We start from the raw sequence: 22,878 nt of genomic DNA, 5'->3' as shown, positions 1-22,878 counted from the left end.
AGCGGGGTTAGGCTCGGTACGGATCCCGGTCCGGACGGCCGGGATCGCGGAGCAGGCGGCCGGAGGCACCGATCACCGGCGCGGAAACGGGGGCCCTGGCATGGGCAGGTTCGACGGCGGCACGGTCATCGCGGTCAGCAGCAACGAGACGTACTCCTTCACGAAGCCGAACCGGGAGAGCATCACGCTGCTCGCCGGGCTCGGCGTCGAGGGCGACGTGCACGCGGGCGTCACGGTCAAGCACCGTTCCCGCGTCGCGAAGGACCCGACGCAGCCGAACCTGCGGCAGGTCCACCTCATCCACGAGGAGCTGTTCTCCGAGGTCGCCGAGCAGGGCCACGACGTCGCTCCGGGCGACCTCGGGGAGAACGTCACGACGACCGGCATCGACCTGCTCGCGCTGCCCGCCGGCACGCTCCTGCAGCTGGGCGAGGGCGGCGCGGTCGTCGAGGTCACGGGCCTGCGCAACCCGTGCCTGCAGATCGATCACTTCCAGGACGGGCTGCTCAAGCGGGTCGTCGGGCGCGACGAGGACGGGGCGATCGTCCGCAAGGGCGGGATCATGAGCGTGGTGCGGACCGGCGGCGTGGTGCGCCCCGGCGACGCGATCCGCGTGGTCCTGCCGGCCGAGCCGCACGTCGCGCTGGAAGCCGTCTGATGCTGCCCGAGTCGCAGACCCCCCTCGTCGTCCCGTACGACGCGCTCTGGCCGGAGCGGGGCCGCGCGCTGTGCGCCGAGCTCGGCGCCGCGCTCGGGCCGGTGGCCCTGCGGGCGGAACACATCGGCGGCACGTCGATCCCGGGGATGGCGGCGAAGCCGGTCTACGACCTCCAGGTGAGCGTCGCCGACCTGGACGAGGCGGAGGCCGCGTTCGCGGGCCCCCTCACCGACCTCGGCTTCCGGCTCCGCCACTACCGCCGGGACCATGTCCCGGCGGGCCTGGACGACGTACCGTCCCACTGGGCCAAGCGCTTCTGGTCCCGCCGCGGCACGGACGCCGAGCCGGTCAACCTGCACGTGCGGCTCGCCGGCTCCCCCAACGAACGCCTGGCCCTGCTCTTCCGCGACTGGTTCCGCAGTCACCCGGAGGCGGTCCCGGCCTACACCCACTTCAAGTACGCCCTCGCCTCCCGGGTCTCCGACACCGGCACCTACGCCGATGTGAAGGACCCGGTGGTCGACCTGGTGGTGGCGGTCGCCGAGACGTGGGCGGCCGGAACGGGGTGGACGCCGGAACCGGAGGACTGAGCGGCCCGGACGGCCCCAGGCGGGACGTGGTGCGGGGCGGGGCCGACAGGCGCACCCTGGTAATAGCAGTCCCGGAGGTGATCCCGATGTCGGCACAGACCACTGTCGGATGGCATGTCGAGCTGGAATTCGAGGAAGACACACATCGCACGCGTGCCGCCGCGCTCGTCCGGCTCCCCGACGGGAGCGAGGTACGGGCCCATGGCTACGCGAGCCGCCACCCCTCCGACACGAACCAGCCGCGGGTCGGCGAGGAGGTCGCGGGAGCGAGGGCGCTCAACGAGCTGGCGATGAAGATGCTGACCAAGGCGCACGGCGAGATCGACGAGGCGTCGGGGCGTACGTCGCACATGTTGCGGTGAGTGAGCGGTTGCGCGCGGACCGGTGACCCGGCGGGCAGCCGAGGAGCGCTGTACGCCGGGCGGATCCGGCTGGACGCATCCTGCCTCTTGCCGGGTTCTCACCGTCCCGCACTTGCCCCTGATTCACCAGGAGTTGGGGCGGCATACGCGCACCGGTCTTCTCTCTCGTCGCGCCACGCCGCATTATGAAACTGGTGTCCGAGGACCGCTGCCCCCCAGCGGAACTCCACCAGGGCACCCGGCGGCCCGCCTGCCCCCCTTGCGCGGGCGCCACACGGCCGGCCGGCGCCCACCCGACGGGGTGTGCGCCGGCCGGTCTCTTCACGTTCCGGGTCAGCCGGTGACGGCAGGGTCCGGCGAGGTGTCGCCCGACGGGCTCGGGGAGGGACAGCCGGTGTCCGTCGGGGTCGGCTCGGGGGTCTCGGCCGGCGACGGGGTCTCGGTCGGCGACGGGGTCGCGGTCGGGTCGGGGCAGGTGCCGGTGTCCGGCGGCGAGGAGTCCGGGGTGGGCGAGGCGGTCGGGTCGTCGCTGTCGCCGGGCGTCGGGTCCGGCGAGGCCGCGCCGGTGTCCCCAGGGTGCGGGACGTCGCTGGTGGTCGGCGTCGGCTGCGCCGTGGGCGAGGGGCGCGTGGGGCCGGAGGACGACGGGGCCGGGGCCGGAGGCGGGGTGACGGCCGGTGCGGGGTGGCCCGGGGTGCCGGGCCCGCCGGGTGCGCCGCCGCCGGATCCGGGCCGTCCGACGCCGCCCTCGGGGACCGGCTCGGTGGCCTGGCGGGAGCCGCCGGCGCCGGGGCTGCGCGGCACGACGCCCTTGCCGTCGGGCACGGCGTGCACGCCGCGCAGGTAGAACTCCATCCAGCCGAGCACCAGGTTGAGGTAGTCGCGCGAGTAGTTGTAGCTGAGGATCGCCCGGTCCAGGCCTGCGCCCGTGCCCAGGTCCCGGCTGCCCGCGCACAGATAGTGGCCGGCGCCGAGTGCGGCGTCGTAGATGTTGTTGGGGTCGGAGACGCCGTCGCCGTTGCCGTCGGCGCCCCAGCGCTTCCACGTGCCCGGCAGGAACTGCATGGGCCCGACGGCCCGGTCGTAGACGGCGTCGCCGTCCCACACCCCGCCCTCGGTGTCGCGGATGAGCGCGAAGCCGTTGCCGTCGAGGGCGGGCCCGGTGATGCGGGTGACGGTGTCGCCGTTCGCGTCGACGTCGCCGCCGCGGGCGTTGCCCGACTCGACCTTGCCGATGCCGGCGAGCAGTTCCCACTTCAGGTGGCAGCCCGGGTCGGTGCGGGCGACGGCCGTCTCGGCTCCGGTGTACGCCGCGAACACACTGGCGGGCAGCCCTGACTCGGCGGAGATCCGTTGCCGGGTGGGGTCGGTGGCGCCGTCGCCCCACAGCTTGTCGGCGACGGACAGGCCCTTCAGGGGCGGCAGTTCGACGTGGTACGAGTCGTCGCCCTGGGTCGGGACGTCCGGCAGCGGGGCGTCGTCGTCCACGAAGCCGCCGGGTACGGACGGGGTGTCGTGCGGCGGGGAGTGCGGGGTGAGCCCCGGCGCCTGCGAGGCCGTGAGCAGGGCTGTGGCGACGGCGGCCACGGCGGTGGCGCCGAGCCCGCGCCGGCTGCGCAGCCGGACGGCGACGCGGCGTACAGGTCTGGGGAGCTGGGGCACGCGGGGCATGGCAGTTCTCCGTAAGGGATCGGCGTCAAGGGGGCGGGCGGTGGGTCACACCCGCTTCAGGTAGCTGAATCCGGTGTCGGGGCCGATGCAGGACTGCAGCGTCAGATCGCCCCAGTAGAGGCCTGCGGCGGGGGCGCCGCGGCCGGGTGTCACGTGGTTCGCGTACACCTCGTACGTCCATGAGCCGCGGGTCGTGCGCAGGGTGACGCGCGAGCCGGGCTTCAGCAGCGCGAACCGGTCGAAGCCGCGGCAGTAGTCGTGGCCGACGATGACGACGGTGTGCATGTTGTAGCCGTCCTCCCGGCCGATGTCGGGACCCGCCCACTGCACGGCGTCCCTGCAGGCGTCGACCTCTTCCTGACCTCCGCGGCGTACGTACGCGTCCCAGCCGTCGATGGTGAGGACGGAGAGGCCGGGGGCCGGTGCCGGGAAGCCGGTCCTGGCGGTGGAAGCGGTGGGGTACGGCTGCTTCGTTGTCGCCTGCGGGGACGGGCGGGAGAGGTCGGGGCCGGGGACGCGGGCGTCGGCGGTGGCCGGACCCGGCGTCCGGGAAGGCGACTTGGGCTTGGCGGAGGTGGGCGGCGCGAAGGCGCGCGGCGGCGTGACTGTGACGGTCGGCGCCTGCCGGCCGTGCACCGCGTCCGGAGCCTGCGCCGTGCGCGTCGTGGTGGGCGTGGCGCGCGGCCTGCCCGGATCGCAGCCGGCAACAGCGGCGAGCGCCACGAGAACCCCCGCCACCGCGACCGGCCACCCTTGCCGAGTCACCCGAACCGCCCGTTCACGTAGTCCGAAGTCCGTTCGTCCTGGGGCGCGTTGAACATGGCGTGGGTGTCGCCGTGCTCGACGATGACGCCGGGCGTGCCGTGGGAGGCGAGGAAGAAGGCGCAGGTGTCGGAGACGCGGGCGGCCTGCTGCATGTTGTGGGTGACGATGACGATGGTCACCTCCTCCTTCAGCTCGTGGATGGTCTCCTCGATGCGGCGGGTGGAGGTCGGGTCGAGCGCGGAGCAGGGCTCGTCCATGAGCAGGACCCGGGGACGCACGGCCAACGACCTTGCTATGCACAGGCGTTGCTGCTGACCGCCGGAGAGCGCACCGCCGGGCTGCCGCAGCCGGTCCCTGACCTCCTTCCACAGTCCGGCCTTCGTCAGGCACTCCTCCACGAGGTCGTCGCGGGCGCCCTTGCTCGCCTTGATGGCGTTGAGCTTGAGGCCGGCGAGGACGTTGTCGTAGAGGGACATGGCGGGAAAGGGGTTGGGCTTCTGGAAGACCATGCCGATGTTCCGGCGGGCCTGGGTGATGCGGCGGCCCCGGTCGTAGATGTCGTCGCCGTCGAGCAGCACCCGCCCGGCGAGGGAGGCCGAACCGATCAGCTCGTGCATGCGGTTGAGGATGCGCAGGAAGGTCGACTTGCCGCAGCCGGAGGGGCCGATGAGCGCGGTGACTCCTTGCGCGGGCATGGTCAGCGACACCCGGTCGAGGACTTTGTGGTCGGCGAACCAGGCGGAGACGGCCTCGGCCTCGAGGGTGGCGGGACCGGACGCGGGGCCGGGGATGATGCGCGGCTGGACGACGGTGTCGGCAGCCTCCGACATCTGCTCGGTGCTGGTCTCGGCGGTCATGGGTTCAACTCCGGTACGTGAAGGGGGTGTCGGGGCGCGTTCACAGCAGGTTGGGCAGCAGCGCGGTGAGCGCGCCCGCGTCGGCGAGACCGAGGACGCCGAGCACCGGCAGCGCGCAGATCCAGGTCTGCCAGCGGCCCCAGACGCGGTGCAGCCACACGGCGGCGAGCGCGGCGATCAGCAGGGCCTGCGTCCACAGGAACACCGCGAGCCACGCGTCCGCGTCGGTGCCGAGTGCCTCCTCCGCCGGGCTGATCCACTGGGAGGTGATCTCGCGGGGCGGGTTGGGCTGCACGTCCGTGGTCAGCGTGGCGTCGACACGCAGCACCCCGGAGGGCGTGTACGGGGCGCCGGTCGCGGTGATCAGCGTGAGCCGGCCCTGTCCCTGGCCGAGCACGGCGGGCAGCTCGTCGCCCGCGCGCCGGATCCCGGTGACCCGGTAACCGGCCTTGCCCTGCCCGGTGGTGATCTCGATGACGGTGCCGACCGGGATGTTGTGCAGGGCGTTGAACGGGGAGCCGTACCCCCACTGGCGGCCCATGATGACGCTCGTGCCCGCCTGCCCGGGCAGCGGGGTGTCGCGGCGGTGTCCGGGTCCGGACATGAGCGTGCTCGACGCCGTGCCCTCGGCCACGACCTCCTTCACCCCCAGTACGGGGATGCTCAGGAGCCCGACCGGATCCCCCTGCCCGAGGAGCTTGCCCTCGTAGCCGCGCTGCCCCACGGGGGCGGTGCCCTGGGCGAGTTGGTCGCGCAGCTCGGCGTACGCGACCTGCTGGTCGCGGGCGTGCTTGAGGTGCCCGACGATCGTGAGATTGGCGGCGAACCCGAACAGCACGGCGGCGAGCACGCAGAACGCGGCTCCGGCGAGGGCGAGTCCGGGGCGGGCCGGCGGCCGGCCGCGCGGGGGCGCAGGGGGTTTGCCGGGCGGCCCGGGTGGGGTTTCGACGGGCGGCTCGACGGGGCCGGAAGGGGACGGCGGGGTCGCGGGCGGGGCGAGGACGGACATGGCTGGCGCCTCTCGGATCGGTCGTCGGACGCGGGCGGCTCGCGGGACGGGCACGGGCCCGGCCGGGTCCGGAGGCGGGCGCCTCCGGACCCGGCCCGGGGGGCGTGCGATCGGTCAGTGCTGCGGGGTGTGCCCGCCGCTGCCGGAGCCGAAGGCCAGCAGGCCCTTGCGGCGTACGTGGACGACAAGCGCGGCACCACCGGTGACCAGGGCGAGCGCGCCCAGGCCGATGGCGCCCACCTGCGTGCCGGTCGCGGCCATGGAACCGCCGCCACCGGACCCGCCGGAGCCGCCCGAGGTGCCGGAGCCGCCGGTGTCACCGCCGGTGCTCCCGCCCGTGTCGGTGCCGTCGGTCGGGGAGGCGGTGTCGGTCGGGCCGCCGGTGTCGCTGGGCTCGTCCGTCGGCACGTCACCGGTGTTGAACTGGAACTCGACCTTGTGCCCGTCCGCCTTGTCCTCGGCGAGGGTCAGGACGTGGTCGCCGTCGGCGATGTCCTTCGGCACGGTGAACGAGTAGGCCTTGACGGTGCCGTCCGCGTCCGCGGTGGCGTCGGTGAACTTCGCCTCGCTGTCGGCGAGAGTGACCTTGACCTTGGCGTCCTTGGAGTAGCCGCGGGCCGTGATCTTCACGACCTGCTCGGCCTCGAGGTTCGGGTTGGCGTCGAGGGCCGTGCCGTCGGCGTCGGTCACGTCGAGGTCGGGGTCTTCGGTGGGGTCGTCGGTGGGGTCGTCCGAGGTGGGGGGCGGGCTGGAGGTGTCGGCCCTGTCGTTGATCGTGACGATGCGGGACACCTCCGATCCGCTGAACGCGTCGGGATCCGCCGGGGTGAAGACGAAGTGGATGTGCTGCTGGCCCGCGGCGGCGGGGGCCGTGATGTCGAAGTCCGCCTTGCCGTTCGCCACGGTGGCCGTGCCCGCGGGGGTCCAGGGACCGTCCGCGGCGGCCCCGGTCTCCACGGCCACGGAGCCGGCGGCAGTGGGGGGCTGGAGGTTCGCGGTGACCTTGTACGTGGTGCCCTTGACGGCTGTCGGAGGTGTGGTCGGCGCGATCTGTGTCGTCTGGCTGGTGGTCTGAGCCCAGGTGCTGCCGGTGACCTGGATCGTCGCCGTGTGGGCCGGCGCGTCACTGCCGCCCCGGCAGAGCAGGGCCAGGGTGTACTTCCCGTCGAGGGGGCCCTCCGGCTTGAACGAGCGCAGGACCGTCTCCAGGGACGGCGTACTGCCCAGTGGCCCCTTCACGAGGTCCACGGAGAAGGGCGCTTGGGGCGCCGCAGGCTTCGCTGCCGCCCGCCCGAGGTTCTTGGCGCTCAGAAACGCCGGATTGTCGGGGTTGACCATGAAGATGATGGGGTCCACCTGCAGGCCCGCCTCGGCCGGGCAGCCGGAGTCGGTCTGCGCGGACGCGGCGATGGGGGCGGCCGTCAGGCTCCCGTTGTCGGGCGTCAGCGTGAATTTCCCGACCGGAGTGATGGCGTGCGCCGGGCCGGAGAGGGCGAGTACGCCGGCGAGCGCGGACAACAGGAGGGCACAGCTCAGTAGGAGTGCGGAGGGTGATCTCAGTGGTGCCAGGCGGTTCATCGTTCGTCCCCCCCGGAGGAGATGGGTGATGGATGGGTCCGCTGAGCGGACCGTCGGCAGAAACACCGTGGGGCCGGGCGCCCGAGGGACGCCCGGCTCGGTGCGGTTACAGGTGGGCGCTGATCAGCGCTCACCCTTGATGGCCGTGGCGCCGCAGGCGTCGCCCAGGAGGCCGAAGCCGTACTTGGTGATCTCCGCGGTCTGCAGGCAGACCTTGGAGCCCTTGCCGACGAACGCGCTGGTGATGTCGGCGTCCACGTTCACATCGGCGGTCGGGACGACGTTGTAGACGTCACGGGCGAACGGGAACGACGTGTTGAGCGCGTCGTTGACGATCGGCTCGGCACCGCTGACCTTGTTCAGGACCGTGGCGCCGTGGATGTCCGGGACGGTCGCGGTGACCTGCGAGATCCACTTCGCGACCGAGTACGGAGCGATGTCACCGGCGCCGGTGAGGGCCGTGCCGTCGTGCTCCTGCATCGTGCCGACGCAGGAACCGACCTCCGCCTCGGGCAGTTCGATCTGGCCGAGGAAGAAGCTACGGGTGCCGGAGTTGGCCTGCGGCAGGATCGGGTGCAGGGTCACGCCGTTGAGGCTGGTGGTGGTGCAGTTGAAGACGCTCTTCAGCTGCTCCTTGGTCAGGTCCAGGCTGTTGATCGCGCTGTCCTCGCGGGTCGCGAAGGTCACCGCGTCCTTGGCGAACGGGATCCAGGTCAGGCGGTTGCCGGTCTGAGCGATGCCACGCGAGGAGCGTGCGAAGTCCAGGCAGTCGACGCTCGTGTCGTCCAGGTCGGCGCGCAGGGCGTCGATACCGGCCGAGGAACCGTTCGGGCGGGAGATCTCACAGCCGTTGGCGCGGGTCTTGATGGTCGACGGCTGCGGGACCGCGTCCCAGGAACCGATGAGGTTGCCACCGACGCCCGTGGCGACGCCGTTCATGACCTCCTGCGTGGTGTCCGAACCGACACCGGCCAGCGTCGGGAAGGTACCGGCGGCCGGGTCGGCCGTGGCGGAGGGGGCGGTCAGAATGCCGAGGCCCAGGGCGGCGGCACCGACGACGGCACCAAGACGGGCACGGGACTTGACGTTCACTTGTTTCTCCTCAGCGCATTTCGCGACTCCGCAGGGCGCGGAATCAAGGGAGTTGTACGCAATGGACGTGCAAGCAGAATCCGGATTCTTTTCCCGCCGACCCGTCGGCCGGCAGTGAGAACAATTCCGTGCGGCGATCTCTCCGGCCACCAACTCCAGTCGCAGGGTGGGTTAATGGATTATTTCCTAGGTGACACCTAGGGAATTCGGTGGAGAGTGCCGGAAAGCGCGCCCCGGCGGGGGAAGACGGAATGCACCGTGCCGCGCATTTTCCGGGTCGGTCGGATCAGTCGGCGCCGCCCGTCACCGCCGCCCGGCGGGCCGAGAACCGCAGCATCACGGGTCCCGCCAGTGCCGCGACACCGCCGGCGACGAGGACACCGAGCAGGACCCAGCGGATGAGGCCGAGGACCGTGGCGGGCGTGATGCCGCCCGACTTGGCGACGTTCACCTTGGCCGGATCCTGGGGCGCCGCGGACGGGGACGACGTGTCCGAGGAGTCCGGGTCGGCCGATTCACCGCCACCGGAGGACGCCGCGGTCGAGCCGCCGTTCAGCCCTCCGCTCTCCGAGTCGGATCCGCCGCCGGAACCGGCGCCGGAACCGGTTCCGGCGCCTGGGGTGCCGTCCGGATCCGGGTTCGGTATGCCCTTCTCCAGAGCCGTGGCCGCGTCGAGCGCCTGGGAGCGCATGGCCTGCGGCAACGGGGCGTACCCAAGGGGAAGGTCGCCCTGAGCCGTGCCGGGCGTCTGACCGGCGCCGGCCGCGTAACGGATCAGCTTGGCGTAGTCCTGGCGGGCGTCCTTGGCCTGGTCGGTCCTGGCCACGGCGTAGGCAACGGCTGTCAGGGGGTAGGCCCCGCCCTTCGCCTTTGCCGGGTCGGGGGCCTTGACCCCCTTCACGGACGAGTCGGGCATCTGCTGTACGGCCTTGAGCAGGGAGTCCGTCGTGGGCTTCACATAATCGCCGTCGGCGTTGGGCAGCGATGCGGTGTCGAGGAGATAGCGGTTGGCCGAGGCGTTGTCGACCAGTCCGAACTCTCGGACGCCGTTCGGGCCGGGAGGGTCGCCGGCCAGTTTGTAGACCTGATCCCCCTGGCGGCAGAAGTAGGCAGCGCCACCGTACCCACGGCGCACTTTGAGAGCGGCGCTGTGCATGTCGTTGGCGTACGGCACCACGTCGATCCCCGAATACGGCAGCGACGTACCGTTACCGCACACCGCTTGAGTGACGGTGTCGTCGGCCTTCGGGAAGAAGTCTGTCGTACCGTCCTCGAGCTTCAGCTGCGGATAGTTCGAGTTGACCTTCATCCCCCAGGGGTCGGGCCGCCCCTGCAAGAACTCCCTCGCGTCCTTGTTCTGAGCGATGTAGCGCCACACCATGGTCGCCGTATCGGAGATGTCGGTCGACACGAGAAGCCCGAACGGGGAACCCGAGAAGACCCTCATGTCGGAGAAACCGGGATTGAGTTCATGGAACTCCGGGTCGAGCGCGAGCGACTCGGGATTCCCCTGGACGCTCTCGGGCGCGCCGAGCCCTCCCGTCAGATAGCGCAGGCTGCGCGGGTAGGACTGGGTGAGGATCTTCGCCAGCAAGCGCTGGTTGAGTCGCACCTCCCTCACCTGCTTGACCAGGGCCTTTCCCTGGGAGTCCTGGCCGTCGTACTTCCAGTACAGACCGACCGTCAGGCCGCTGACGGCCACCGGCGCGTGCACAACGGGCGGATCACCGTTCTCACTCCCGACCGGCTGAACGGTGAAGCCGAGCCCGGGGGCGTCATCCTTCGGCGCGGTGATGGCGTCCCGCGCCTCCCCCTCTCCCTTCTGGGTGAACCTGAACCGGAAGTCTCCGCTCTTGCACAGTTCGCTCTGCCAGGACGACACGGCATCCGTGATCAGTTCCGAGCCGAAGAGGGGACGCTCGGCCTTGTCGGCCGCACAGTTGTCGCCCACCGACAGGAAGTCGAGGCGGAACACCAGACGCTGGTCCCACAGTGACTGCGCCAGGGAGGACGACGCGTTGTCATTGCTCTGAGGGACGGTCCCATCGGCGTTGTGCTCCCCCCGAGGTACGACCACCAGCCAGCAGGGCCGGATCTTTCCCGCCCCGTCCTTGCGGGCGCCGCAGCCCATGTGTCCCGACTCGGCCGACGTCGTCACCTGGAAGATGGTGTCGCCGGACCCGTCCGAACGGTCGGGCACCCAGGGCTGAGCGTTGCTGTCCTCGGTGGTGAAGTACGTCGTGTCCAGGGCGCTCGTGGTGGGCTCGCCCACCCCCTCCACCGGGCGGAAGGGGACGAACTGCTGCTGGGTGACCGCGTCCGTGGGCAAGGCCCCGAGGTCCTCCCGCGGGTCGCCGGGCATGATCGAGCGCAGATTGCCGGGGGGCACACCGGCCGAGCGTCCGTACTCGCACTGCTCCCGGTCCGGCCCCCTCGCCGCGTCGTCGCCCCAGCACTGCATGATCGACATGAAGTTCCACGGCTTCGCGGCGGCGGTATTGGGCGGCCCTCCCGTCCAGCTGACCCGAACCCCCTGGGCCCGCATGTCCTTCGTCTGATGCACGGTCACCTTCAGCGCGGAGAAGTCGTCGTACGCCCCCTTCGTGCCGGTCAGCGTGACCGCCGACCCCTCCGGGCTCTCCGCCGCCCGCGCCTGCTGCGCCCCTTGCGGAAGCGGCACCAGCGCCAGCACCAGGGCCGCGGCCAGCGCGGCGACCCCGGCCGCCACCCGCCGCGTACCCCCACGGGTACGTCCCCGCACCCACGTACCGAATCCGCGCCGCTTCATGCCGCATCTCCCCTGCGCCGAGCCCGCGAGGCCAGCGCCCGGGCCGTGAGCGGCGGCCCCACGACCACCGCGAGAAGCAGGACCGCCGACAGCGCCATGAGCGCTCCGCGCAGTCCGAACGCACTGGAGGCGAGGCTCACCGGCGTCGCGGACACCGAGGACTCACCGCCTGCCGCCGCGCCGTCACCGCTGCTGGGCAGCCCCGTGTCGGGGTCGATCGCGCCACCGCTCGCGCCGGCCGCCGCCGCTGCGGATGCCTGCGCGCTCGGCGTGCCCTTGCCGTCGCCGCCGGTCCCGCCGGAGGAACCGCCGGTGGCGCCCGTGCCGCCGGCGCCCGACGTGCCGCCCGACGTGCCCTGCGCGGCGGGGTTCACCTGGGTCTTCGTCTGCTTGGCGCCCGCTGTGCCGTCGGCACACTGCTTCGGGCCCTGCTTGTCGCAGTCCTTGGGGTAAGGGGCGTTCTCCAGAAGGGTGTTGCGACCACCGGAGAACGTGGGGTTGCGGCAACTGTTGATGTCGATGCTGGACGTCGGCGAGCCCGGGATCCGCTTGAGCTGGTCCATCCCCTTCTCGACGAGGTTCTTCGGCAGCGGCGAATAGCCCAGTTCGTCGGCCTGCGCCTGACCGTCGCAGAGGAAGTATCGGCCGAACGTTCCCAGGGAGTTGCCCTTGGCGGTGGTGAATCCGTTCTCCGTCTTCGTCGGCAGGATCATGTAGCTGTAGCTGGACAGCGGGTACGTGCGCTTGTCCCCGTAGCTGTAGACCTTGTCGAGCTTCTGCGTCAGATACGTCGCGGAGTTCGGGTTCCTGTCGTCGATCTCCGCCTTCGTCAGAGCCACCGCGACGCTCGATGCCGTCGGCTCGACGTAGTAGCCCGAGCTGTTGAGCACCTTCGCCACCGGGAACCCGGTCTTGATGGCGTACGAGTACTCGACGTACGTGATCGCGCCCTCACCGGACGGCTGCCGCACATGCCCGGACACACCGAGGGAGCCGTTCTTGGAGATCATCGATGAACCGCCCAGAACCGGGTAGTTGGAGGTCATGCCGCAGTTGCTGCCGCGCTGCGTGGCCCTGCAGTAGTCGTTCCAGACACCCGACTGCGTCCTGGCCATCCACGTGGTGAACTGGGCGCTGGTACCTGAGCCGTCGGAGCGGACGACCGGGACGATCGTGCGGGCGGGGAGATTGAGGCCCGGGTTGTCGGCCTTGATGGCCCGGTCGTTCCAGCGGGTGATCTTCCCGGTGAAGATCTTGGCGATCACCGGGCCCGACAGGCGCAGGTTGGTGACCATCTTGCCGTTGATCTTGAGGTTGTACATGAAGGCCGTGCCGCCGGCCACGATCGGCATGTACGCGTAGCCGCGCCTGGGCGGGATGTCGGTGACGCCTTGCTCCTTCAGGCCGTACGGGATCTCGGAGACGGCGAAGTCGACGATGCCCTGCTTGAACTGCTCACGGCCCTGCGACGAGCCGTTGTCGGTGAAGTTCACCGTCAGCCCGATGTTGTTCTTGATGTTGCGGGTCCACTGGAACAGGGCGTTGGAGCTCCAGGTCGAACCGGAGCCAGTGATCTTGATGTAGGTCGCCGCCTGTGCGGGCGGCACTGCGAGGACGGCGAGCAGGGCACACAACACTGACAGCAGCGTCGCCCCCAGCCGGAAACGGTTGGCGGGTCTCACGTCGAACTCCTTGATTGCGTACGGGACTTGAGGAGACGGCCCGTGCCACGGAAAGCGGTGACGGGGGCCGAAGGCGTCCTGGGGGCCGTGGCACGCCGGCGCTCCCGCTCGGCGAACCGCCGGGCGTCCTGGCGCGAGGCCTTGACCCGGCGGTGCTCCTGGCCCCTGGTGAGCTGACCGGGGCCGCGGCCGCCGAGGATCCGCGCGACGACGAACAGGGCGAGCACCGTCACCATCAGCAGGGCGGCCGTGCCGAACCCGCGCGAAACCATGTTGGGTTCGGGCGACTTGACGAACTGGAAGGTCGCGAGGGGCAGCGACACCATCGGCCCGTGCAGCGGGTCGAGGTTCATCTCGGCGGTGAAGCCGGCCGTCAGGAGCACCGGCGACGTCTCGCCGATGCCACGCGCGGTACCGAGGATCACCGCCGTGGTCAGCCCCGACCGGCAGGTGGGCAGGACCACATGCCACACGGTCCGCCACCGCGACGTCCCCATCGCGTACGAGGCCTCCCGCAGCGTGCCGGGGACCAGCCGGATCACGACATCCGCGGCACGGATGATGATCGGCAGCATCATCACGCCGAGCGCGAGCGCCGCCGCAAGCCCGGAGCGCTCGAACCCCAGGGCGAGGATGAACGTCGCGTAGATGAACAGGCCCGCGACGATCGACGGCAGCGCGGTCATCGCCTCGACGACGGTGCGCACGAACCGGGCGTAGGGGCCGGGCACTTCGGTCAGGAACACCGCGCAGACCAGGCCGATGGGGACGGTCACGACGAGCGCGATGGTGATCATGATGAGAGTGCCCGCGGCGGCGTGCAGCGCACCGCCGACGGTCAGTGGCTGGAGCGGGCCCGCGTCCGACATGTCCTGCGTGAAGAAGTTGAGGTGCGGGAACGCCCTGCGGCCCTCGAACAGGGCGTAGGCGACCACGAAGACCAGGATCGTGACGAGCAGCAGACACATCGACCGCACCAGTGCCGCCGCGATCCGGTCGACGACCGCGGGTCCCGACTCGTCGAAGGACACCAGCAGCGCGTACAGGGCGAGGAAGACGAGATACGCGACGACGACGAAGCCGACCGCGCCGTTCCAGGGCAGCAGCCACGAGAACAGCAGCCAGGTCAGGGCGAGCCCCGCGGCCAGGGCACCCGCCATCGCGTACACATCGGTGGCGCGCAGCGGCGCGAGCGCGCGGCGCCGCTCCCCCGCCGGGTCGGTGGTGCGCGGCGGCCCGGGCAGGGTGGTGCGCGGCGGCTCCGAGGCAGGCGCCTCCGGGGGCGCTTCGGGTGCTGCGGTCATGAGCGGGCTCTTTCGCGTCAGGCGTCGCTGGACGCGCCGGAACGGCTGCGGGCGACGATCGTGGAGGCGGCGAAGTTGACGATCAGGGTCATCACGAAGAGCGCGAAGCCGGCGGCCATCAGGGCGGACATGCCGAACTCGCTGGCCTCGCCGTAGCGCAGGGCGATGAGCGAGGAGACGGAGCTGGTGCCGGACATCAGGACGTGCCACTGGATGTTGAAGACCAGCGAAATGATCATGTAGACGGCGATGGTCTCGCCGAGCGCGCGGCCGAGGCCGAGCATCGTGCCGCCGATCATGCCGCCCTTGCCGAACGGCAGGACGACGCTGCGGATCATGCCCCAGCGGGTGGCGCCGAGCGCGTACGCGCCCTCCTTCTCGCCCGCCGGGGTCTGCGAGAAGACCTCGCGCATGATCGAGCACACGATGGGCGCGATCATCATGCCGACGACGAGCCCCGCGATGAAGGTCGAGGAGGTGTACACGCTGGGCGGCGCCAGCGGGTCGTCGGTCTTCGCGCCCTTGATGGAGAAGACCGGGATCCAGCCGAAGTAGGTGGCGATCCAGCGGGCGGTGGGGATGATCTTGTCCTGGAGGAAGAAGACCCCCCACAGGCCGTACACGACACTCGGCACGGCGGCCATCAGGTCGACGGTGCTGATGAGGGTCTGCCTGAGCCTCGGCGGCGCGTACTCGGAGATGTAGAGCGCGGCGCCGGTGGCCAGCGGCACGGCCACACAGACCGCGACGATCGCGATCAGAATGGTGCCGACGATGACGGCGGCGATGCCGAACCGGCCTTGGTCCGGCGCCCAGTCCGCGATCGTCAGGAAGCTCCAGCCCGCTCTGTCGAGCGCCAGCCAGGCCCGGTACAGCAGGAACCCGCCGACGAGCAGCATGATGCCGAGGACGAGCGTTCCGCCGCCCCGGGCCACGCCGCGGAAGACGCGGTCGGGCAGGCCGGGGTCGGCGTAGAGGCGGCGGGGCGCGTCGGCGTCCCGCACGTCGGGCGGGCTCGGGTCGGATGCGGGCAGGCTCGGATCAGGGATCGTCAGCTCGGGCACGAGTTCGACGCTCGGGTCCCCTGATTGACATGCCCATCCCGAAGGGTGAACGAGGGGTGCCCCGGGGGCAACATCAGCCGCTCATGAGTCACCCCACAACTCGGGCCGCTCCGGGTCGAGTTCGAGCAGTACGGCGCGGAAGCGCTCGAACGAGGTGCGGCACGTGGCATGCCGCTCGTAGGTTCGCGCGGACGCGGCGAGCCGCTGCCCCGTGCTCTCCCACACGGCCCACACCCAGCCACCGCCGTCCGCGCTGTGCTGGATCCCGCCGGCCGGCCGGTCGCGCCGCAGGCACAGTGCGGTGAACGCCTCGCGGCACAGTTCGTGCGACGCAAAGGCGCTGTGGGAGACCGCTACGGGCCGGCCGTTGGGAGCCACCAGGCGCCAGCCGTACCCGCCTCCGACATCGATGTCGATCTGGCATCGCAAGCCCACCACGCTGACGGCAGGTCTTGCCGCCTCCTTCGGCTGTTCCATGATCCCCACCCCTGCCGCCCCAAGAAGGAGTAAAAGCCGCAGGTATGAACCCGCTGGAGCGACAGCAGCAATCTACTGAGACGACCGGGAAAGGTGCGTGGGAAAACAATCTGCAGGTGCCACGATTCATGGGGATGTAGCCCCTCGGCCACCCCTAAGCCATGCGCTGAGCCGGCCGGCGGCCTCACGGCGGGCCGGACGGGCCGACCGGCCGCTCCCCGGCAAGATGTGCGCCGGTCGGGGCTCTTGACGGCAGACGAGTCGGGCTGTACGCCGGGTTTTGTCACTCGGTCGCCTCGCGGCGGCCGAGGAGACGGCCATCCATCTAGGACCGGCGTTGCCGCCGGTCTCGTGCGGTCTACCCGCGGACTCGGGCGGGCAGCCCTCGAACGTCCGCGCAGAGCCGCCTCTTCTTGCGAGGAGGTGACTCCTTTTGACCTTGCTCCAGGTGGGGTTTACCTAGCCGCCTGAGTCACCTCAGGCGCTGGTGGTCTCTTACACCACCGTTTCACCCTTACCGAGGGCCTTGCGGTCCCCGGCGGTCTGTTTTCTGTGGCACTGTCCCGCGGGTCACCCCGGGTGGCCGTTAGCCACCACCTTGCCCTGTGGAGCCCGGACGTTCCTCGGGAAAACCCTGGTGAAAGGGTCCTCACGCGGCCGTCCGCCCGGCTCGTCTGCCGTGCCGACCATGCTACCCGGCGCTCAGGCGGGAGCGAACTGAACCTTCGCCGCCCCGGGGTCGGCCTGCGTCAGCCGCACCCGCAGCCGCTCCCCCAGCGGCAGCGGAGCCGTACCGCCCTCGATGCGGGCGACGACCGCGGGATCGGCCAACTGAACGGTCCCGACGGCCGGTTCGTGGTCCTTCACGTCGACGACGCACGCCTCGAAGACGTCGCCGATCCGGTCCTTGAGCAGCGCCGCCTCGACGATGTCGACGCAGCCGCGCTCGACGGCGTTGGCCCGTCGGGTGCCCTCCGCCATCTCCTTCGGCAGGCCGGGCAGCGCGGCGAGCACCCACTCCGGGGGCGGGGTGCCCGCGCAGGCCGCCAGGCACAGTTCCGAGGCGTAGCGGTCGGCGAGGCGGCGCAGCGGGGCCGTGCAGTGGGCGTAGGGCGCGGCGACGGCTGCGTGGACGGTGAAGTCGGGGAGCGTGCCGCCGCTGAACACGGTGTAGCCGGCACCGCGCAGGAGCGTCGTGCACTCCTGGAGGAAGGCCGCGTGGTGCGGCTTCCTCGGGTCGAGCGAACGGACGAGCCGGGCGTACGGGACGTGGTGCGGCCAGTCGATGTGCAGGGCGCGGGCCGTGCGGTGCAGCCGGCCGACGGCGCCGTCGGGGGCGGCGGGCAGGGTACGCAGGATGCCGGTGCCCGCGGCGAGCATGAGGTCGGCGGCGGCCATGCCGGTGAGCAGGGAGATCTGGGCGTTCCAGCCGTCGGCGGGCAGGGGGGCGCGGTAGCCGAGCTCGTAGCGGCCGTCCCGTTCGGTGATCTCCTGTTCCGGGACGTTGAGGGAGATGCCGCCGCGCTCGGTCTCCAGCTGTTCGCGCAGGCGCCCGATGTCGCGCAGCAGCGCTACGGGTTCCTCGGCGGTGCCGTCGTCGATGGCCTTCTGCACGCCCTCGTAGTCGAGCTTCGCGCGGCTGCGGACGGTGGTGCGGGCCACGTCGGTGGCGACGGTGCGCCCCTCTGCGTCGAGGTCGAGCGTCCACAGGACCGCGGGGCAGGTCTGGCCGGGGAGCAGGCTGGCGGCGCCCTCGCCGAGCACGGTGGGGTGCAGGGGGACCTTCTCGTCGGGGAAGTAGAGCGTGGTGACGCGGCGGTGGGCCTCGGTGTCGAGCCGGCCGCCGGGGGTGACGTAGGCGGCGACGTCGGCGATGGCGTAGCGGACCCGGTAGCCGCCGTCGCGGCGCGCGAGGTGCATCGCCTGGTCGAGGTCGACGGAGGTCGGCGGGTCGATCGTGAAGAAGGGGATGTCGATGGCGTCCTTGCCGCCGGATTCCGGCGGGTGCGGGGCAGCCGCGGCCCGCTCCGCCTCCGCGAGGGCGTCGGCCGGGAAGGCCCCGGGGACGTCCAGGGTCGTACGCAGTTCACACAGCGCGGCACGCAGCGCGGCCTCGGCTGCGCCGGTCACACGGAGATGACGGCGGGGCATGCACCGAGCGTAGGACGGGGCGGGGGTGTCGGCACCCGGTGATCGCGGCGCGCCGGGACCGCGGCACTTCATGGGCGCGGCGCCCAGTGACCGCGGCGCCCCGCGCTACCCGGCGTCCCATGACCGCGGTGCCCCCTGACCGCGGTGCCCCGCGATCCGCGGGCACCGTGATCCCCGGCACCCCAGGACCGCGGCGCCACATGGTCCGCGGGCACCCGTGATCCCCGCCCCCCGCTCCCCGGCGTCCCGCAACCGCGGGCACCCCACGACCTGGCCACCCCATGATCGGCCGCGCCCCGCGTTCCCCGGCACCCCCTTCCCTTCCGTACGCTTTCGCTGGGGCCGCACCCCCTGATCCGCATCACTGTCCCGAGGAGTCCGATCGTGCTCGTGCTGCTGCCGCCGTCCGAAGGCAAGGCCCCGTCGGGCCGCGGCGCCCCGCTGAAGCCTGAGTCGCTGTCCCTGCCGGGGCTCGCCGGGGCGCGGCAGGCCGTGCTCGACGAGCTGGTCGAGCTGTGTGCCGCCGACGAGGACAAGGCGCGCGAGGTGCTCGGCCTCAGCGAGGGGCTGCGCGGCGAGATCGCGAAGAACGTGGAGCTGCGCACCGCGGGCGCGCGGCCCGCCGGTGAGATCTACACGGGCGTCCTCTACGACGCGCTCGGTCTCGCCACCCTGGACGCGGCGGCGAAGCGCCGGGCGACGCGTTCGCTGCTGGTCTTCTCCGGTCTGTGGGGCGCGGTGCGGGTGAGCGACCGGATTCCTTCGTACCGCTGCTCGATGGGCGTGAAGCTGCCGGGGCTCGGGGCGCTCGGCGCACACTGGCGCAGGCCGATGGCCGAGGCCCTTCCGGAGGCGGCCGGGGACGGGCTCGTGCTCGACCTGAGGTCGTCCGCGTACACGAGTGCGTGGAAGCCGAAGGGGGAGGTCGCGGGGCGTACCGCGACGGTGCGGGTGCTGCACGCGCAGACGGATCCGGTGACCGGCGTGGAGAAGCGTTCGGTCGTGTCGCACTTCAACAAGGCGACGAAGGGCCGGATCGTGCGCACGCTCCTGGAGACCGGAACCACGCCCGCGGGCCCGGCCGAGCTGGTCGAGGCGCTGCGGGATCTCGGTCATGTGGTGGAGGCGCAGGCGCCCGCGAAGGCGGGGACGGCGTGGGCGCTCGACGTCGTGGTGACCCAGATCCACTGAGCAAGATCCACTGAGCGCCGACCTCAATGCATTGCAGCATGCGCAACGCCCTTTGCGCATGCTGCACAACGCGGGGCAGGATGGCCCCATGACTGATTCCTCCGTGCTCGATCTCGCCCCCGTCGTACCCGTCGTCGTCGTGGAGGATGCCGCCGACGCCGTGCCCCTCGCACGGGCGCTCGTCGCGGGCGGCCTGCGGGCGATCGAGGTGACGCTGCGGACACCGGCCGCGCTCGACGCGATCCGCGCCATCGCGGACGAGGTGCCGGACGCCGTCGTCGGCGCGGGCACGGTCATCTCGCCGCAGAACGTCGCCGACTCCGTCGCCGCCGGTGCGCGCTTCCTGGTCAGCCCCGGCTGGACGGACGCACTGCTCGACGCGATGAAGAAGTCCGGCGTGCCGTTCCTGCCGGGCGTCTCCACGACCTCGGAGGTCGTGGCGCTCCTGGAGCGCGGAGTGAGCGAGATGAAGTTCTTCCCCGCGGAGGCCGCGGGCGGTGTGCCGTATCTGAAGTCGCTGGCCGGTCCGCTGCCGCAGGCGCGGTTCTGCCCGACCGGCGGAGTCTCCCTCAGCTCGGCGCCCTCGTACCTGGCACTCAAGAACGTCGGCTGTGTGGGCGGCAGTTGGATGCTTCCCGCGGACGCGGTGGCGTCGAAGGACTGGGCGCGGATCGAGACGCTGGCCCGCGAAGCGGCCGGCCTCAAGTAGCGCGGACCTCAAGCAGTACGGGCCTCAAGCAGCGCGGCTCTCACGCAGCGCGGACGTCAGCGCAGGTGCGCCGTCTCGTTGAGCAGGCGCACGCTCGCGTTGCCGTCCCCGTAGTACGCGACCGCCGACAGCGACGCCGCCGAGAGCTCCATCCGGAACAGGGAATCCGGCGGCGCGCCGAGCGCGAGCCGTACGAACGTCTTGATCGGCGTGACGTGCGTGACCAGGAGGACCGTGCGGCCCGCGTACCGCTCGACGAGCCGGTCCCGCGTCGCGGCGACCCGGCGGGCGACCGCCGCGAAGCTCTCGCCGCCGCCGGTCGGTTCGGCCTTCGACGAGGCCAGCCAGGCGTTCATGTCGTCCGGGTAGCGCTCGCGGACCTCCCCGAAGGTCAGTCCCTCCCACGCCCCGAAGTCCGTCTCGCGCAGGCCCTCTTCGATGTGGACGTCGAGCCCGAGGCGGGCCGCGACGGTCCGCGCCGTCTCCTGGCACCGCTTGAGCGGCGACGACACGATCGCCTGGACGGTGCCGCGCGCGGCGAGCGCGGCGGCGACCCGCTCGGCCTGCGAGCGCCCGGCCGCCGACAGTTCGGGGTCACTGCCGCCGGATCCGGAGAACCGCTTCTCGGGCGTGAGCGCGGTCTCGCCGTGCCGCAGGAGCACGAAGGTGGCGGGCGCCCCGAGATCGGGGGCCGCCGACCAGCCCTGGGACGCGGTGCCCGCCACGTTCCCCGCGGCCCGGGCGTCCGCGGTGCCCCGCGTCCCCGCGAGCGCGGCCCGCGCCTTCGCTGCCCCGGCCGCCGCGTCCCCGGGCGGAGCCCCCCGGTCCGTCTGGGGACGCGGTGTATCGAGCTCGGCGGTCGAGCGCGCGGGCTCCCACTGCTTGCCTCGCTTGCCCGCGTCCATCGCCTCGTTGGCGAGCCGGTCCGCGTGCTTGTTCCGCTCGCGCGGGATCCACTCGTACGTCACCTGCGACGCCGGCAGCACCGTGGCCGCCTGTGCGGCGAGGGGCCGCATGTCGGGGTGCTTGATCTTCCAGCGGCCCGACATCTGCTCGACGACGAGCTTGGAGTCCATCCGGACGTGCACCGACGCCTGCGGGTCGAGGGCGTGCGCGGCGCGCAGGCCGGCGACGAGCCCCCGGTACTCGGCGACGTTGTTCGTGGCGATGCCGATGTACTCGGCGGCCTCCGCCAGGGTCTCCCCCGTCGCCGCGTCGATGACGACCGAGCCATAGCCCGCGGGCCCCGGGTTACCCCGGGAACCGCCGTCGGCCTCGACGATGAACTCCCGCACCACGAAGGCTCCTACAGGCCGGACTCGGACGTGCGCACCAGGATCCGGTGGCAGTTCTCGCAGCGCACCACGGAGTCGGGCGCCGCGGCCCGCACCTCGTTCAGCTCGGTGATGTTCAGCTCCAGCTGGCAGCCCTCGCAGCGGCGCTGGTAGAGGCGGGCCGCACCGACGCCGCCCTCCTTGACGCGCAGCTTGTCGTAGAGCTTCAGCAGGTCCTCGGGGACGGAGCCGGCGACGATCCCGCGCTCCTTCGTGACCGTGGCCGTCTCGCCGTCGAACTCCTCGAAGGAGGCGTCGCGGCGGGCCGTCGCGTCGTCGATCTTGCCCTGGACGGAGGCGACCCGGCCGGTCAGCTCCTCGAAGCGCTCCTGCGCGGACTCGCGGCGCTCCATGACCTCGAGGACGACGTCCTCCAGGTCGCCCTGGCGCTTGGCGAGCGAGGCGATCTCGCGCTGGAGGTTCTCCAGGTCCTTGGGGGACGTGACGGCGCCGGAGTCCAGGCGCTGCTGGTCACGGGCGGCGCGCTGGCGGACCTGGTCGACGTCCTGCTCGGCCTTGGTCTGCTCGCGGGCGCAGTCACTCTCCTCCGTCTGCGCGGCGACGTGCAGGTCGCGCAGCTGCGTGAGGTCCTTGTTCAGCGACTCGATCTCGGCGTGCTCGGGCAGCGACTTGCGCTTGTGCGCGAGCTGCGACAGGCGTACGTCCAGGGCCTGGACGTCGAGAAGTCGGATCTGGTCGGCGGGCGCGGCGTTCAGTTGGGGGCTCCAGTTGGGATCGGTGTGGCGTTGGACGCCGCGTGGGCGGTCCAGGGGTCGGTGACCGTCGTCGAGACGTGGACGCGAAGTCCCCATCCGTTGCGGTCGGAGATCTCGTCGAGCTGGGCTGCGGCCAGCTCGCACCAGGGCTGCTCGGTGGCCCAGTGGGCCGCGTCGAGCAGCGCCAGCGGGCTCTGCTCGCGCGCCTCGGACGCGGGGTGGTGGCGCAGGTCCGCGGTGAGGAACGCGTCGACGCCCGCGGCGCGCACGTCGGCGAAGAGGCTGTCGCCCGAGCCGCCGCTGACGGCGATCGTGCGGATCGTCGCGTCGAGGTCGCCACTGACGCGGATGCCCTGCGCGGTGGCGGGCAGCCGGTCGGCCGCCAGGCCCACGAGTTCGCGCAGGGTGAGGGGGTGTTCGAGTTCGCAGATCCGGCCGAGACCACGGCGGCCCGCGGGGTCGGTCGGGTCCGGTACGAGGGGGCCGGAGACGCGGAGGTCGAGGGCGCCCGCGAGCGCGTCGGAGACGCCCGGGTCGGCACGGTCGGCGTTGGTGTGCGCGACGTGCAGAGCGACATCGTTCTTGATCAGCGTGTGGACGACGCGGCCCTTGAAGGTGGTGGCGGCGACGGTCGTCGTGCCGCGCAGATAGAGCGGGTGGTGCGTGACCAGCAGGTCTGCCCCCAGCTTCACCGCCTCGTCGACGGTCTCCTGGACGGGGTCCACGGCGAACAGGACCCGGGAGACCTCCGCGTCGGGGTCGCCGGCGACGGTGCCGACCGCGTCCCACGACTCGGCCCGCTCGGGGGGCCACAGCTTCTCGAGTGCGGCGATGACTTCAGACAGACGGGGCACGGTAAAAGGCTACCTTCCCTCCATGC

Annotated in this window: 20 protein-coding genes and 1 other RNA gene; 5 read left to right on the top strand and 16 right to left on the bottom strand. The window is 71.8% G+C overall.

The features are described 5' to 3' along the window. The first annotated feature begins 100 nt into the window (after positions 1 to 100). From ACZ67T_RS04935 to ACZ67T_RS04925, 3 genes are all read left to right on the top strand, one after another. On the top strand, positions 101 to 658 hold the full coding sequence (locus ACZ67T_RS04935; protein WP_469981588.1) for an MOSC domain-containing protein: 558 nt from the start codon (positions 101 to 103) through the stop codon (positions 656 to 658). After that, positions 658 to 1,248 carry a GrpB family protein gene (locus tag ACZ67T_RS04930; RefSeq protein ID WP_469981587.1) on the top strand — a complete coding sequence of 197 codons (591 nt, stop codon included), beginning with the start codon at positions 658 to 660 and terminating at the stop codon, positions 1,246 to 1,248. Before ACZ67T_RS04935 ends, ACZ67T_RS04930 begins: the two co-directional genes overlap by 1 nt. Positions 1,249 to 1,334: 86 nt before the next feature. Further along, on the top strand, positions 1,335 to 1,610 hold the full coding sequence (locus ACZ67T_RS04925) for a DUF1876 domain-containing protein (protein WP_469981586.1): 276 nt from the start codon (positions 1,335 to 1,337) through the stop codon (positions 1,608 to 1,610). Positions 1,611 to 1,943: 333 nt separating this feature from the next. On the opposite strand, the gene ACZ67T_RS04920 is transcribed toward ACZ67T_RS04925, so the two are convergent. The 13 genes from ACZ67T_RS04920 to ACZ67T_RS04860 form a co-directional block, all read right to left on the bottom strand. After that, a complete protein-coding gene (locus tag ACZ67T_RS04920; RefSeq protein WP_469981585.1) occupies positions 1,944 to 3,281 on the bottom strand; it encodes a lytic transglycosylase domain-containing protein in 1,338 nt (445 codons plus the stop codon). 45 nt (positions 3,282 to 3,326) lie between these two features. Next, positions 3,327 to 4,019 carry a sortase family protein gene (locus ACZ67T_RS04915; protein WP_469981584.1) on the bottom strand — a complete coding sequence of 231 codons (693 nt, stop codon included), beginning with the start codon at positions 4,017 to 4,019 and terminating at the stop codon, positions 3,327 to 3,329. Positions 4,020 to 4,042: 23 nt separating this feature from the next. Continuing rightward, positions 4,043 to 4,903: a phosphate ABC transporter ATP-binding protein gene (locus tag ACZ67T_RS04910; RefSeq protein WP_469981583.1), complete on the bottom strand. Its 861-nt coding sequence runs from the start codon at positions 4,901 to 4,903 to the stop codon at positions 4,043 to 4,045. 40 nt (positions 4,904 to 4,943) lie between these two features. Then, positions 4,944 to 5,912 carry a sortase gene (locus tag ACZ67T_RS04905; RefSeq protein WP_469981582.1) on the bottom strand — a complete coding sequence of 323 codons (969 nt, stop codon included), beginning with the start codon at positions 5,910 to 5,912 and terminating at the stop codon, positions 4,944 to 4,946. A 114-nt stretch (positions 5,913 to 6,026) separates the two neighbouring features. Then, positions 6,027 to 7,490, bottom strand: coding sequence for a hypothetical protein (locus ACZ67T_RS04900; RefSeq protein ID WP_469981581.1), 1,464 nt, complete (start codon positions 7,488 to 7,490; stop codon positions 6,027 to 6,029). 123 nt (positions 7,491 to 7,613) lie between these two features. Then, positions 7,614 to 8,582: a substrate-binding domain-containing protein gene (locus tag ACZ67T_RS04895; protein ID WP_469981580.1), complete on the bottom strand. Its 969-nt coding sequence runs from the start codon at positions 8,580 to 8,582 to the stop codon at positions 7,614 to 7,616. A 286-nt stretch (positions 8,583 to 8,868) separates the two neighbouring features. Beyond that, positions 8,869 to 11,370 (bottom strand): hypothetical protein, encoded by a 2,502-nt coding sequence (locus ACZ67T_RS04890; RefSeq protein ID WP_469981579.1) that lies wholly within the window; start codon positions 11,368 to 11,370, stop codon positions 8,869 to 8,871. Then, a complete protein-coding gene (gene pstS / locus ACZ67T_RS04885; RefSeq protein ID WP_469981578.1) occupies positions 11,367 to 13,052 on the bottom strand; it encodes a phosphate ABC transporter substrate-binding protein PstS in 1,686 nt (561 codons plus the stop codon). Before pstS ends, ACZ67T_RS04890 begins: the two co-directional genes overlap by 4 nt. Continuing rightward, a complete protein-coding gene (pstA, locus tag ACZ67T_RS04880) occupies positions 13,049 to 14,356 on the bottom strand; it encodes a phosphate ABC transporter permease PstA (protein WP_469981577.1) in 1,308 nt (435 codons plus the stop codon). The genes pstS and pstA overlap by 4 nt, the downstream gene beginning before the upstream one ends. Positions 14,357 to 14,373: 17 nt before the next feature. Next, positions 14,374 to 15,420 carry a phosphate ABC transporter permease subunit PstC gene (gene pstC / locus ACZ67T_RS04875; RefSeq protein WP_469981576.1) on the bottom strand — a complete coding sequence of 349 codons (1,047 nt, stop codon included), beginning with the start codon at positions 15,418 to 15,420 and terminating at the stop codon, positions 14,374 to 14,376. Between the two features lie 81 nt (positions 15,421 to 15,501). Further along, positions 15,502 to 15,897, bottom strand: a complete 396-nt coding sequence (locus ACZ67T_RS04870; protein ID WP_469981575.1) for a hypothetical protein — start codon at positions 15,895 to 15,897, stop codon at positions 15,502 to 15,504. Between the two features lie 253 nt (positions 15,898 to 16,150). Continuing rightward, positions 16,151 to 16,570, bottom strand: an RNA gene (gene rnpB, locus ACZ67T_RS04865) — RNase P RNA component class A. Positions 16,571 to 16,599: 29 nt separating this feature from the next. Next, complete coding sequence (locus ACZ67T_RS04860) at positions 16,600 to 18,048, bottom strand: RNB domain-containing ribonuclease (RefSeq protein ID WP_469981574.1); 1,449 nt, start codon at positions 18,046 to 18,048, stop codon at positions 16,600 to 16,602. 384 nt (positions 18,049 to 18,432) lie between these two features. On the opposite strand from ACZ67T_RS04860, the gene yaaA reads away from it, so the two are divergent. Together yaaA and eda are read left to right on the top strand one after the other, a co-directional pair. Continuing rightward, positions 18,433 to 19,239, top strand: coding sequence for a peroxide stress protein YaaA (gene yaaA, locus ACZ67T_RS04855; protein WP_469981573.1), 807 nt, complete (start codon positions 18,433 to 18,435; stop codon positions 19,237 to 19,239). 88 nt (positions 19,240 to 19,327) lie between these two features. Next, positions 19,328 to 19,948, top strand: a complete 621-nt coding sequence (eda, locus tag ACZ67T_RS04850) for a bifunctional 4-hydroxy-2-oxoglutarate aldolase/2-dehydro-3-deoxy-phosphogluconate aldolase (RefSeq protein WP_469981572.1) — start codon at positions 19,328 to 19,330, stop codon at positions 19,946 to 19,948. A gap of 56 nt (positions 19,949 to 20,004) precedes the next feature. Here eda and ACZ67T_RS04845 read toward each other — a convergent pair whose 3' ends face one another. The 3 genes from ACZ67T_RS04845 to ACZ67T_RS04835 are packed head-to-tail and all read right to left on the bottom strand — an operon-like array spanning position 20,005 to position 22,852. After that, positions 20,005 to 21,243 (bottom strand): bifunctional RNase H/acid phosphatase, encoded by a 1,239-nt coding sequence (locus ACZ67T_RS04845; protein WP_469982255.1) that lies wholly within the window; start codon positions 21,241 to 21,243, stop codon positions 20,005 to 20,007. A gap of 11 nt (positions 21,244 to 21,254) precedes the next feature. Next, the gene (locus ACZ67T_RS04840; protein ID WP_469982254.1) at positions 21,255 to 21,998 is read right to left on the bottom strand and encodes a zinc ribbon domain-containing protein; all 744 of its coding nucleotides are present in this window, start codon (positions 21,996 to 21,998) and stop codon (positions 21,255 to 21,257) included. Further along, a complete protein-coding gene (locus ACZ67T_RS04835; RefSeq protein WP_469981571.1) occupies positions 21,995 to 22,852 on the bottom strand; it encodes a Nif3-like dinuclear metal center hexameric protein in 858 nt (285 codons plus the stop codon). The genes ACZ67T_RS04840 and ACZ67T_RS04835 overlap by 4 nt, the downstream gene beginning before the upstream one ends. Between the last annotated feature and the right edge of the window lie 26 nt (positions 22,853 to 22,878).

The sequence above is a fragment of the Streptomyces sp. NPDC107517 genome (assembly GCF_055582645.1).
The sequence above is the reverse complement of the archived record's forward strand: the minus strand, read 5'-3'. Positions and strand labels throughout refer to the sequence as shown.

Coding starts and splice junctions, on each gene's coding strand:
- ACZ67T_RS04935 (WP_469981588.1), top strand. CDS start 101: ATGGGCAGGTTCGACGGCGGCACGGTCATCGCGGTCAGCAGCAACGAG.
- ACZ67T_RS04930 (WP_469981587.1), top strand. CDS start 658: ATGCTGCCCGAGTCGCAGACCCCCCTCGTCGTCCCGTACGACGCGCTC.
- ACZ67T_RS04925 (WP_469981586.1), top strand. CDS start 1,335: ATGTCGGCACAGACCACTGTCGGATGGCATGTCGAGCTGGAATTCGAG.
- ACZ67T_RS04920 (WP_469981585.1), bottom strand. CDS start 3,281: ATGCCCCGCGTGCCCCAGCTCCCCAGACCTGTACGCCGCGTCGCCGTC.
- ACZ67T_RS04910 (WP_469981583.1), bottom strand. CDS start 4,903: ATGACCGCCGAGACCAGCACCGAGCAGATGTCGGAGGCTGCCGACACC.
- ACZ67T_RS04905 (WP_469981582.1), bottom strand. CDS start 5,912: ATGTCCGTCCTCGCCCCGCCCGCGACCCCGCCGTCCCCTTCCGGCCCC.
- ACZ67T_RS04900 (WP_469981581.1), bottom strand. CDS start 7,490: ATGAACCGCCTGGCACCACTGAGATCACCCTCCGCACTCCTACTGAGC.
- ACZ67T_RS04890 (WP_469981579.1), bottom strand. CDS start 11,370: ATGAAGCGGCGCGGATTCGGTACGTGGGTGCGGGGACGTACCCGTGGG.
- pstA (WP_469981577.1), bottom strand. CDS start 14,356: ATGACCGCAGCACCCGAAGCGCCCCCGGAGGCGCCTGCCTCGGAGCCG.
- ACZ67T_RS04870 (WP_469981575.1), bottom strand. CDS start 15,897: ATGGAACAGCCGAAGGAGGCGGCAAGACCTGCCGTCAGCGTGGTGGGC.
- ACZ67T_RS04860 (WP_469981574.1), bottom strand. CDS start 18,048: ATGCCCCGCCGTCATCTCCGTGTGACCGGCGCAGCCGAGGCCGCGCTG.
- eda (WP_469981572.1), top strand. CDS start 19,328: ATGACTGATTCCTCCGTGCTCGATCTCGCCCCCGTCGTACCCGTCGTC.